This window comes from Rhizobium nepotum 39/7 (assembly GCF_000949865.1).
In the GTDB taxonomy this organism is placed as follows: domain Bacteria; phylum Pseudomonadota; class Alphaproteobacteria; order Rhizobiales; family Rhizobiaceae; genus Agrobacterium; species Agrobacterium nepotum.
In genome coordinates, this window is the sequence record NZ_JWJH01000031.1 from 17,648 (window position 1) to 27,693 (window position 10,046).

Annotated in this window: 21 protein-coding genes; all 21 read right to left on the minus strand. The window is 57.6% G+C overall.

The annotated features are described in order from the left end of the window. Window positions 1-15 precede the first annotated feature (15 nt). Window positions 16-222 (minus strand): 50S ribosomal protein L30, encoded by a 207-nt coding sequence (rpmD, locus tag RS75_RS22655; RefSeq protein WP_003495212.1) that lies wholly within the window; start codon window positions 220-222, stop codon window positions 16-18. 11 nt (window positions 223-233) lie between these two features. After that, window positions 234-803, minus strand: a complete 570-nt coding sequence (rpsE, locus tag RS75_RS22660) for a 30S ribosomal protein S5 (protein WP_003516126.1) — start codon at window positions 801-803, stop codon at window positions 234-236. Between the two features lie 120 nt (window positions 804-923). Continuing rightward, complete coding sequence (rplR, locus tag RS75_RS22665) at window positions 924-1,286, minus strand: 50S ribosomal protein L18 (RefSeq protein ID WP_003516127.1); 363 nt, start codon at window positions 1,284-1,286, stop codon at window positions 924-926. A gap of 12 nt (window positions 1,287-1,298) precedes the next feature. Beyond that, on the minus strand, window positions 1,299-1,832 hold the full coding sequence (gene rplF / locus RS75_RS22670) for a 50S ribosomal protein L6 (protein ID WP_045024689.1): 534 nt from the start codon (window positions 1,830-1,832) through the stop codon (window positions 1,299-1,301). A gap of 43 nt (window positions 1,833-1,875) precedes the next feature. Further along, window positions 1,876-2,274, minus strand: a complete 399-nt coding sequence (rpsH, locus tag RS75_RS22675; protein WP_045024690.1) for a 30S ribosomal protein S8 — start codon at window positions 2,272-2,274, stop codon at window positions 1,876-1,878. Between the two features lie 12 nt (window positions 2,275-2,286). Beyond that, window positions 2,287-2,592, minus strand: coding sequence for a 30S ribosomal protein S14 (gene rpsN, locus RS75_RS22680; RefSeq protein WP_045024691.1), 306 nt, complete (start codon window positions 2,590-2,592; stop codon window positions 2,287-2,289). Between the two features lie 33 nt (window positions 2,593-2,625). After that, window positions 2,626-3,180: a 50S ribosomal protein L5 gene (rplE, locus tag RS75_RS22685; RefSeq protein WP_045024692.1), complete on the minus strand. Its 555-nt coding sequence runs from the start codon at window positions 3,178-3,180 to the stop codon at window positions 2,626-2,628. After that, on the minus strand, window positions 3,173-3,481 hold the full coding sequence (gene rplX, locus RS75_RS22690) for a 50S ribosomal protein L24 (protein ID WP_045017086.1): 309 nt from the start codon (window positions 3,479-3,481) through the stop codon (window positions 3,173-3,175). Before rplX ends, rplE begins: the two co-directional genes overlap by 8 nt. A gap of 12 nt (window positions 3,482-3,493) precedes the next feature. Next, window positions 3,494-3,862 (minus strand): 50S ribosomal protein L14, encoded by a 369-nt coding sequence (gene rplN, locus RS75_RS22695; protein ID WP_003495199.1) that lies wholly within the window; start codon window positions 3,860-3,862, stop codon window positions 3,494-3,496. Window positions 3,863-4,096: 234 nt separating this feature from the next. Then, complete coding sequence (gene rpsQ, locus RS75_RS22700) at window positions 4,097-4,333, minus strand: 30S ribosomal protein S17 (RefSeq protein ID WP_045024693.1); 237 nt, start codon at window positions 4,331-4,333, stop codon at window positions 4,097-4,099. Between the two features lie 11 nt (window positions 4,334-4,344). Next, window positions 4,345-4,545: a 50S ribosomal protein L29 gene (gene rpmC / locus RS75_RS22705; protein WP_003495193.1), complete on the minus strand. Its 201-nt coding sequence runs from the start codon at window positions 4,543-4,545 to the stop codon at window positions 4,345-4,347. Between the two features lie 12 nt (window positions 4,546-4,557). Then, window positions 4,558-4,971 (minus strand): 50S ribosomal protein L16, encoded by a 414-nt coding sequence (rplP, locus tag RS75_RS22710; protein ID WP_006313973.1) that lies wholly within the window; start codon window positions 4,969-4,971, stop codon window positions 4,558-4,560. 38 nt (window positions 4,972-5,009) lie between these two features. Next, window positions 5,010-5,741 (minus strand): 30S ribosomal protein S3, encoded by a 732-nt coding sequence (rpsC, locus tag RS75_RS22715; RefSeq protein ID WP_045024695.1) that lies wholly within the window; start codon window positions 5,739-5,741, stop codon window positions 5,010-5,012. Next, window positions 5,741-6,130 (minus strand): 50S ribosomal protein L22, encoded by a 390-nt coding sequence (gene rplV / locus RS75_RS22720; protein WP_003495184.1) that lies wholly within the window; start codon window positions 6,128-6,130, stop codon window positions 5,741-5,743. Before rplV ends, rpsC begins: the two co-directional genes overlap by 1 nt. Window positions 6,131-6,132: 2 nt before the next feature. Next, complete coding sequence (rpsS, locus tag RS75_RS22725) at window positions 6,133-6,411, minus strand: 30S ribosomal protein S19 (RefSeq protein WP_003507772.1); 279 nt, start codon at window positions 6,409-6,411, stop codon at window positions 6,133-6,135. Window positions 6,412-6,426: 15 nt separating this feature from the next. Next, entirely contained in the window at window positions 6,427-7,263 is an 837-nt protein-coding gene (gene rplB, locus RS75_RS22730; RefSeq protein ID WP_045024697.1) for a 50S ribosomal protein L2, read from the minus strand. A 43-nt stretch (window positions 7,264-7,306) separates the two neighbouring features. Further along, entirely contained in the window at window positions 7,307-7,600 is a 294-nt protein-coding gene (locus RS75_RS22735) for a 50S ribosomal protein L23 (protein ID WP_003495178.1), read from the minus strand. Further along, window positions 7,597-8,217, minus strand: a complete 621-nt coding sequence (rplD, locus tag RS75_RS22740; protein ID WP_045024699.1) for a 50S ribosomal protein L4 — start codon at window positions 8,215-8,217, stop codon at window positions 7,597-7,599. The genes RS75_RS22735 and rplD overlap by 4 nt, the downstream gene beginning before the upstream one ends. A gap of 12 nt (window positions 8,218-8,229) precedes the next feature. Next, entirely contained in the window at window positions 8,230-8,871 is a 642-nt protein-coding gene (gene rplC, locus RS75_RS22745) for a 50S ribosomal protein L3 (RefSeq protein WP_003516149.1), read from the minus strand. A 166-nt stretch (window positions 8,872-9,037) separates the two neighbouring features. After that, window positions 9,038-9,346, minus strand: a complete 309-nt coding sequence (gene rpsJ / locus RS75_RS22750) for a 30S ribosomal protein S10 (RefSeq protein WP_045024701.1) — start codon at window positions 9,344-9,346, stop codon at window positions 9,038-9,040. 312 nt (window positions 9,347-9,658) lie between these two features. Then, the coding region (locus RS75_RS22755) for an EF-Tu C-terminal domain-related protein (protein ID WP_045024703.1) at window positions 9,659-10,046 on the minus strand (388 nt) is incomplete at its 5' end.

Sequence of the window (10,046 nt, forward strand, 5' to 3'; positions counted from 1 at the left end):
ATAGGTTACTCCGTCTCACTTCTCGTCAACGACGCGAACGAGATGCTGGACCGCACGGATCATGCCGCGAACCGCAGGAGTATCTTCCAGGGTGCGCTGACGGTGCATCTTGTTGAGACCCAGACCGACCAGCGTCTGACGCTGGATTGCCGGGCGGCGGATGGGGCTGCCGATCTGTTCGACCGTGACAGTCTTCTTGGCTTCAGTAGTCTTCTTGGCCATGATCCAGCTCCTTATTCTTCAGAAGCGTTGCCGGAAGCGGCACGGCGAGACTGAAGGGTCGCATACTTCAGACCGCGCTGTGCAGCGATGTCCTTGGGATGAACCTGATGCTTCAGAGCGTCGAACGTTGCGCGAACCATGTTGTACGGGTTCGAGGAACCGGTCGACTTGGCAACAACGTCGTGAACGCCCAGCGTTTCGAAAACAGCGCGCATCGGACCACCGGCGATGATACCGGTACCGGCCTTGGCCGAACGCAGCAGAACCTTGCCTGCGCCGTGACGGCCATTGACGTCGTGATGCAGCGTGCGGCCATCGCGCAGCGGAACGAAGATCAGATCGCGCTTTGCGCTCTCGGTTGCCTTACGGATGGCTTCCGGAACTTCGCGAGCCTTGCCGTGACCGAAGCCAACGCGGCCCTTCTGGTCGCCGACGACGACGAGAGCGGCGAAGCCGAAGCGACGGCCACCCTTAACAACCTTTGCAACGCGGTTGATCGCGACCAGCTTGTCGACGAATTCGCTATCGCGCTCTTCACGGTTCTGGCGATCGTCGCGAGAACCTCTTTTTTCCTGTGCCATTGTCCTTGTCCTTTTTCTTTTACGGGTGGAACGGCAAACGAAAAGACCACCGGCCTCGATGAAGAGACCCGCATGGCCCGGTGAAAATCCGCCCGGATCATTGTCCGGGCGGATAAAACATTAGAAGTTCAGACCGCCTTCGCGGGCAGCTTCTGCCACAGCCTTGATACGGCCATGATAGATGAACGCGCCACGGTCGAATACGACATCCTTGACGCCAGCCTTGACGCCACGCTCGGCAACGAGCTTGCCTACGACAGCTGCTGCTGCAACGTCGGCGCCGGTCTTGAGCGAGCCGCGCAGATCGGCTTCGAGCGTGGAGGCAGACGCAAGCGTCTTACCAGCAACGTCATCGATGATCTGGGCGTAGATGTTCTTCGACGAGCGATGAACCGACAGGCGCGGACGGCCGTTGGCAACCGCCTTGATCTGGCGGCGCACACGGCTCGCGCGACGTGCAAGTGCTTCTTTCCTGCTAGCCATTTCGCGTGATCCTTACTTCTTCTTGCCTTCTTTGCGGACAATACGCTCTTCAGCGTACTTCACGCCCTTGCCCTTATAGGGCTCGGGACCACGGTATTCGCGGATTTCCGCGGCTACCTGACCGACCTGCTGCTTGTTGATACCGGAAACGATGATTTCCGTCGGCTTCGGCACGGCAATGGTGATGCCGACCGGAGGCTCGTAAACAACATCGTGGCTGAAACCGAGAGCCAGCTGCAGGTTCTTGCCCTGCAGGGCGGCACGGTAACCGACGCCGTTGATTTCGAGCTTGCGTTCGTAGCCGTCCTTAACACCCTTGAAGATGTTCTCGATCATCGTGCGGGACATGCCCCACTTGGAACGAGCATCCTTGGAGTTATTGGCCGGCGTTACGGAAACGCCATTATCTTCGAGTTTCAGCTGAATATCGTCATTAGCGACGAAAAACAGTTCACCCTTCGGGCCCGTAGCAGTGACCTTCTGGCCGTCGACATTGGCCGTAACACCTGCTGGAACCTGAACGGGCTTTTTACCGATACGAGACATTGTTCAATCCTGTCTGTTCGTTATGGAGATCCGTGCTCGGGTCTTAGAAGACCGAGCAAAGAACCTCGCCACCAACGTTCTGTTCGCGAGCTTGGTGATCGGCCATCACGCCCTTCGGGGTCGAAAGGATAGTGATGCCGAGGCCGTTCGCGACCTGCGGAATGGACTTAACCGAGACATAAACTCGGCGGCCCGGCTTGGAAACGCGGCCGATCTCACGGATCACGGACGCGCCTTCGTAGTACTTCAGCTCGATCGTGAATTCGGCCTTGCCGTTTTCGAAATCGCTCTTGGAATAACCGCGAATGTAGCCTTCAGCCTGCAGCACGTCGAGAACGCGTGCACGGAGGCTGGAAGCAGGCGTGCTTACCGAAGACTTACGGCGAGCAGCACCATTGCGGATGCGGGTGAGCATATCACCCAAAGGATCAGTCATGGTCATGTGCCCGTCTCCTTACCAGCTCGACTTGACAATGCCCGGCACCTTGCCGGAATTGCCCAGCTCACGAAGCGCGATACGCGACATCTTGAGCTTGCGATAGAACGCGCGCGGACGGCCCGTTACTTCGCAGCGGTTGCGGATACGCGTCTTCGAGCCGTCACGCGGCAGCGAAGCGAGCTTCAGAGTGGCCTTGAACCGGTCTTCGATCGGAAGGGACTGGTTCATCACGATCGCCTTCAGTGCAGCGCGCTTGGTGGCCTGCTGGGCGACCGAGTTGCGGCGGCGCTTGTTCTTTTCAACTGCGCTTGTTTTCGCCATATCGGAGTTCCTTTTCTACGCTCGTCGTTACGGTTAGGTACGGAACGGGAAGTTGAACTCTGTAAGCAGAGCCCGAGCTTCGTCGTCCGACGTCGCCGTCGTGCAAACGATGATGTCCATGCCCCACATCTGATCAACCTTATCGTAGTTGATCTCAGGGAACACAATGTGTTCCTTGATGCCCATGGCGAAGTTGCCACGGCCGTCAAAGCTCTTCGGGTTCAGACCCCGGAAGTCGCGAACGCGCGGCAGCGCGATGTTGACCAGGCGATCAAGGAATTCGTACATGCGTGCGCCACGAAGGGTAACCTTCGCACCGATCGGCATGCCTTCGCGAACCTTGAAACCAGCGATCGAGTTGCGAGCGCGGGTAACGACCGGCTTCTGGCCGGCAATTGCAGCCAGGTCACCGGCAGCGATGGTCGGCTTTTTGGAGTCAGCCGTCGCTTCGCCAACGCCCATGTTGATCACGATCTTTTCAAGCTTCGGGATCATCATCACGTTCGCGTAGGAGAACTTCTCCTGCATGGCGCCACGGATACGGGAAACGTACTCCGTCTTGAGACGCGGCTCGTACTTATCAGCCATCGATCACTTCTCCCGAACGCTTGGCCACGCGGACCTTCTTGCCGTCTACAACAGTGAAGCCAACGCGGGTCGGCTTGCCATCCTTATCGACGATGGCAATGTTGGAGATGTGCAAGGACGCTTCCTTGTTGATGATGCCAGCTTCCTGAGCCTGGGTCTGGCGCTGGTGACGCTTCACCATGTTCACGCCACGCACAACGGCACGGTCTTCTTTCGGCATCACCTGGATTACTTCGCCGGTACGGCCCTTGTCCTTACCGGTCAATACGACAACGTTGTCGCCTTTACGAATTTTCTGCATCGCATACGCTCCTTACAGTACTTCCGGAGCCAGCGAGATGATCTTCATGTGGTTCTTGGCGCGAAGTTCGCGCGGAACCGGTCCGAAGATACGGGTGCCGATGGGCTCTTTCTTATTGTCGATAAGAACGGCTGCGTTGTTATCGAAACGGATGACGCTGCCGTCAGCGCGACGGATGTCCTTGGCGGTGCGAACGACAACCGCCTTCATCACATCGCCCTTTTTGACGCGGCCGCGCGGAATAGCTTCCTTGATGGAAACGACAATAATGTCGCCAACAGAAGCATATTTGCGCTTCGAGCCGCCCAGCACCTTGATGCACATGACACGACGTGCGCCGGAATTATCCGCCACGTCGAGGTTTGTTTGCATCTGAATCATGTCAGGTCGCCTTCTTGTTGTTACCGGAACGGTTGGGCAAACTCTCCCGAGCGAGCCCCCTGCCCCAGCTTATGAATGTCTCTTCTTTTGCGCGGAAATGTCGTGACAGGGTGGTTTCCCTAGGGACCTTCCGTGCGCATCAAAGCAAAAGACGCTCGATTCACGAGCGTCCTTGCGGTGCTTCATACAGGATTTCGCGCCAAGTACAAGAGACCCGGCGCGATTCTGATGAAATTAAGCGTGGGCGGAAACGACCGTCCAGCGCTTGTCCTTGGAGATCGGTGCGCATTCCTCGATGGAAACGACATCGCCGACCTTATACTGATTGTTCTCGTCGTGTGCCTTGTACTTCTTCGAACGGCGAACGGTCTTTTGCATGAGCGGGTGAGCGAATCGGCGCTCAACCCGGACCACAACAGTCTTCTCGTTCTTGTCGGACACTACGACGCCCTGCAGAATGCGTTTCGGCATATTATTTTTCCTTAGGCCTTGGCTTCTGCCGCCTTCTGGCGGGCAATGGTTTTAACGCGGGCGATGTCCTTGCGGACTTCGTTGATGCGCGAGGACTTCTCCAGCTGGCCAGTCGCCTTCTGGAAGCGCAGGTTGAACTGCTCCTTCTTCAGATCGGCGAGTTTGTCCTTGAGCTGGTCGGCGCTGAGGCCGCGAACTTCATCGGCTTTCATGTGCCTTGCTCCTTACTCTGCGATGCGCTGTACGAAGCGCGTCTTGACCGAGAGCTTGGCAGCGCCGAGACGAAGCGCCTCGCGGGCGATCTCCTCGGTAACACCGTCGATCTCGAACATCATACGACCGGGCTTGACCTTGCATGCCCAGTATTCGACCGAACCCTTGCCCTTACCCATACGAACTTCGGTCGGCTTGGCCGTTACCGGAACGTCAGGGAATACGCGGATCCACACACGACCTGCGCGCTTCATGTAACGCGTGATCGCGCGGCGGGCCGCTTCGATCTCGCGTGCATTCACGCGGTTCGGTTCCTGCGACTTCAAGCCGAATTCACCGAATGCCAGGTCAAAGCCGCCCTTGGCGACGCCCTTGATGCGTCCCTTGAACTGCTTACGGTACTTAGTACGCTTTGGCTGCAACATTTTCTTACTTCTCCGAGCTTATCTTTCGCCAGCGTCAATCAAGCGTTTTCGCGACGACGATCGGGACGATCGCCACGCTCACGGCTTGCAGGGCCTTGAGCATCGCCTTCGAGACCACGACGTTCAGAAGCCATCGGATCGTGCTCAAGGATTTCGCCCTTGAAGATCCAGACCTTGATGCCGCAGATGCCGAATGCGGTTACGGCTTCAGCCGTACCGTAATCGATGTCCGCACGCAGCGTGTGCAGCGGAACGCGGCCTTCGCGGTACCATTCGGTACGAGCGATTTCAGCGCCACCGAGACGGCCGCCGCAGGTGATCTTGATGCCTTCGGCGCCAAGACGCATTGCGGATTGAACAGCGCGCTTCATCGCACGGCGGAAAGCCACGCGACGCTCGAGCTGCTGGGCGATCGACTGAGCGACGAGAGTCGCGTCGATTTCCGGCTTGCGCACTTCAACGATGTTGAGGTGCGTTTCAGAGTTGGTCATCTCGGAAAGCTTCTTGCGAAGCTTCTCGATGTCCGCGCCCTTCTTGCCGATGATCAGACCCGGACGAGCCGAGTGGATCGTAACGCGGCACTTCTTGTGCGGACGCTCGATAACCACCTTGGCGATACCGGCCTGCTTGAGTTCCTTGATCAGGTAAGCCCGGATCTTAAGGTCCTCATGCAGAAGCTTGCCGTATTCGGCGGTGTCAGCGTACCAGCGGCTGTCCCAGGTACGGTTGATGCCGAGGCGGAAGCCGATTGGATTGATTTTCTGACCCATTATGCGGCCTCCCCTTTTTCCTCAACTTCACGAACGACGATCGTGAGGTGAGAGAACGGCTTTTCAATGCGGGATGCACGACCACGGCCACGAGCGTGGAAACGCTTCATGGTGATGGACTTGCCAACATAGGCCTCGGCGACGACGAGAGCGTCGACGTCGAGGTCATGGTTGTTTTCCGCATTGGCAATCGCAGATTCGAGCGTCTTCTTGACGGTCCCTGCGATGCGCTTGCGGGAGAATTCGAGCTCGGCGAGAGCGCGATCAACCTTCTTGCCACGGATAAGAGCGGCAACCAGGTTCAGTTTCTGGGGGCTGACGCGGAGCGTGCGGGCAATGGCCTGAGCCTCATTGTCCTTCAGCCGGCGTTCGGTCTTAGCCTTCGCCATGATTACTTCCTCTTTGCCTTCTTGTCCGCGCCGTGACCGTAATAGGTACGGGTGGGAGAGAATTCACCGAACTTGTGTCCGACCATGTCTTCGTTGACCGAGACGGGCACATGCTTGCTGCCGTTGTACACGCCAAACGTCAGACCGACGAACTGCGGCAGGATCGTGGAGCGACGGCTCCAGATCTTGATTACTTCATTGCGTCCGCTTTCGCGCACCTTCTCAGCTTTAGTGAGAAGATAGCCGTCAACAAACGGACCTTTCCAAACTGAACGAGCCACTTGAGACTTCTCCTCTTACTTCTTGCGCTGATGGCGCGAACGCATGATGAACTTGTCGGTCGACTTGTTCGAACGGGTGCGCTTGCCCTTCGTGGGCTTGCCCCACGGAGTAACCGGGTGGCGACCACCCGACGTGCGACCTTCACCACCACCGTGCGGGTGGTCGACCGGGTTCATGACGACGCCGCGAACGTGCGGACGCTTGCCACGCCAACGCGAACGACCGGCCTTGCCGTCGTTGGTGTTGCCGTGATCGGAGTTCGAAACAGCGCCGATCGATGCCAGGCAGGAGCCGTGCACCAGACGCTGTTCGCCCGAGTTGAGACGCAGGATAGCCATACCGGCATCGCGGCCGACGAGCTGGACATACGTACCGGCGGAGCGGGCGATCTGACCACCCTTACCCGGCTTCATCTCGACGTTGTGGATGATCGAACCGACCGGAATGTTCTGAAGCGGCATAGTGTTGCCGGGCTTCACGTCCACTGCCTTGTCGGAGGCGATCACCTTGTCACCGGCAGCGAGACGCTGTGGCGCGAGAATGTAAGCCTGTTCGCCGTCGGTATACGTAACCAGCGCGATGAACGCGGTGCGGTTGGGGTCGTATTCCAGACGCTCAACGGTGCCTTCCACGTCGAACTTGCGACGCTTGAAGTCCACCAGACGATAGGTCCGCTTGTGACCGCCACCCTGGAACCGGACGGTGATCCGGCCCTGGTTGTTACGGCCACCCTTGGAGCTGAGGCCCTGGGTGAGGGCCTTTACCGGCTTGCCCTTGTAGAGCGAAGCGCGGTCCACGATAACCAGCTGACGCTGGCTCGGCGTGGTCGGATTGAAACTTTTCAATGCCATATTCTTGTTCCCTTTTGGGTCTTTGCCCGCTTGGGCCTAACCTTTAGAGTCCGGTGGACACGTCGATGGATTGACCTTCGGCGAGCGTAACGACGGCTTTCTTGACGTCTTTCAGCTTACCGGCGAACCCACGGAAACGACGGGTCTTACCCTTGCGGATAAGCGTGTTCACAGCCGTGACTTTGACACCGAAGAGAGCTTCCACGGCAGCCTTGATTTCAGGCTTGGAAGCGCTTTTGGCGACGTTGAATACGACCTGGTTCTGTTCGGATACCAGCGTCGACTTTTCCGTGATCGAAGGAGATACGATCACATCGTAGTGGCGAAGATCCGTCATTTGAACCGCTCCTCCAGAGCCTCTACAGCAGCCTTGGAAAGCACCAGCTTGCCACGACGCAGGATGTCGTAAACATTGATGCCCTGTACCGGCAGAACGTCCACATTCGGGATGTTCTGGGCTGCGAGCTTGAAGTTGCCATCAAGTTCGGCGCCACCGATAACGAGAGCGTTGGTCAGGCCAAGCGAAGCGAAGCTGCCCAGCAGAGCCTTGGTCTTTGCTTCGGACGCGACGAGCTGATCGATGATGATCAGGTCTTCAGCCTTCAGCTTTGCAGACAGGGCGTGACGCAGAGCAAGCGCGCGAACCTTCTTGGGAAGGTCGTGTGCATGGCTGCGAACGACCGGGCCGTGGGCCTTGCCGCCGCCGCGGAACTGCGGTGCGCGAGCCGAATGGTGACGAGCGCGGCCCGTACCCTTCTGCTTGTACATCTTCGCACCGGTACGGGAAACTTCCGCACGGGTCTTGGTTTTGTGGGTTCCCTGCTGCTTCTTTGCAAGCTGCCAGCGAACCATACGGGCCAGGATGTCCTGGCGGGGATCGAGGCCGAAAATCTCGTCCGACAGAGAAACCTTGCCGGCGTCTTTTCCCTCGAGGGTCTTGACGTTCAATTCCATGATAAGGCTCCCTTACTTCGCGGCCGACTTGACGGCGTCGCGGACGATGATCCAGGCGCCCTTGGAACCGGGAACTGCACCCTTGACGAGGATCAGGCCACGGTCTTCATCGGTCGAAACGACTTCGAGGTTCTGGGTCGTAACGCGTGTCTGGCCCATATGACCAGCCATGCGCTTACCCTTCCACACGCGGCCCGGATCCTGGTTGTTACCAGTCGAACCGTGCGCACGGTGCGATACGGAGTTACCGTGCGAAGCGCGGCCACCACCGAAGTTGTGACGCTTCATAGCACCGGCAAAACCTTTACCGATCGTTGTACCTGTCACGTCGACCAGCTGGCCGGCCTGAAAATGAGTTGCGGTCAGTGTTGCACCGATATCGATCAGGTTCTCGGGGGAAACCCGGAACTCGACGAGCTTTGCTTTCGGTTCGACATTGGCAGCGGCAAAGTGACCGCGAAGTGCCTTCGTCGTGTTTTTGACCTTGGACTGGCCGGCACCGAGCTGAACTGCGGTGTAGCCATTCTTGTCTTCCGTGCGCTGGGAAACGACTTGTACGTTATCCATCCGCAATACTGTTACGGGAATATGTTCACCGGCGTCGTTGTAGACGCGTGTCATACCCACTTTCTGTGCAATCACACCTGAACGCATTGGTTCATCCTCTTGCGAGCCATGAAGGGAGAACCCTTTTTGGCCTTTGTTAAGGAGTGCCCTTCGACATCTCACGATGTTTCCGGTCTCCGGATTGGAAGTCGTTGGATTTCTCCACGTACCTTCCTTGTTATATGGCCCTCACTTGGATGAGGTCAGGCCAGTCTTAGAGCTTGATTTCCACGTCAACGCCTGCAGCAAGGTCGAGCTTCATCAGAGCATCGACAGTCTGCGGAGTGGGGTTAACGATATCGAGAAGACGCTTGTGCGTCCGCATTTCGAACTGTTCACGGCTCTTCTTATCAACGTGAGGAGAGCGGTTGACGGTAAACTTTTCGATGCGGGTGGGGAGCGGAACCGGGCCGCGAACGCTGGCGCCGGTGCGCTTTGCGGTCGACACGATTTCACGGGTAGAGGCATCGAGGATCCGGTGATCGAACGCCTTGAGGCGGATACGGATATTCTGGCCGTTCATTCGTCTTGTCCTTGTTCTTTGTTATTCGTTTCCGCACGCGGAAACACATGAACTTCTATTGATCGTGGCGCCGCAGATTTTCAAAAATCGAGAGGGATGCGCGTAGCACCCAATCATTTCAGTAGTCTGTATTGCTAAAACACCGCGCTCCGCAATTGCTTGCGAATCCAGCGGGTGAGTGTGAGTGCGCGTTTACGCGCTTTCACAGAATTTTTCAAGCACTAAAAATGCAACGCCGCCAGGCTTTTTTACCAAAAGCCCGGCGGCGGTGTCTGTAACACCGCCGCCGGTCTGAATTTTAACGTCGCGAAATTACTCGACGATCGAGGCCACGATGCCGGCGCCGACGGTACGGCCGCCTTCGCGGATAGCGAAGCGCAGCTTTTCTTCCATCGCGATCGGAACGATCAGCTCGACTTCAACGGTGACGTTGTCGCCAGGCATAACCATTTCCGTGCCTTCAGGAAGCGAAACGATACCGGTCACGTCAGTCGTACGGAAGTAGAACTGCGGACGGTAGTTCGTGAAGAACGGCGTATGACGGCCGCCTTCTTCCTTCGTCAGGATGTAGGCTTCTGCCATGAACTTCTTGTGCGGCTTGACCGAACCCGGCTTGCACAGGATCTGACCACGCTCGACGCCGTCGCGGGTAACGCCGCGAACCAGAGCACCGATGTTGTCGCCAGCCTGGCCCTGATCG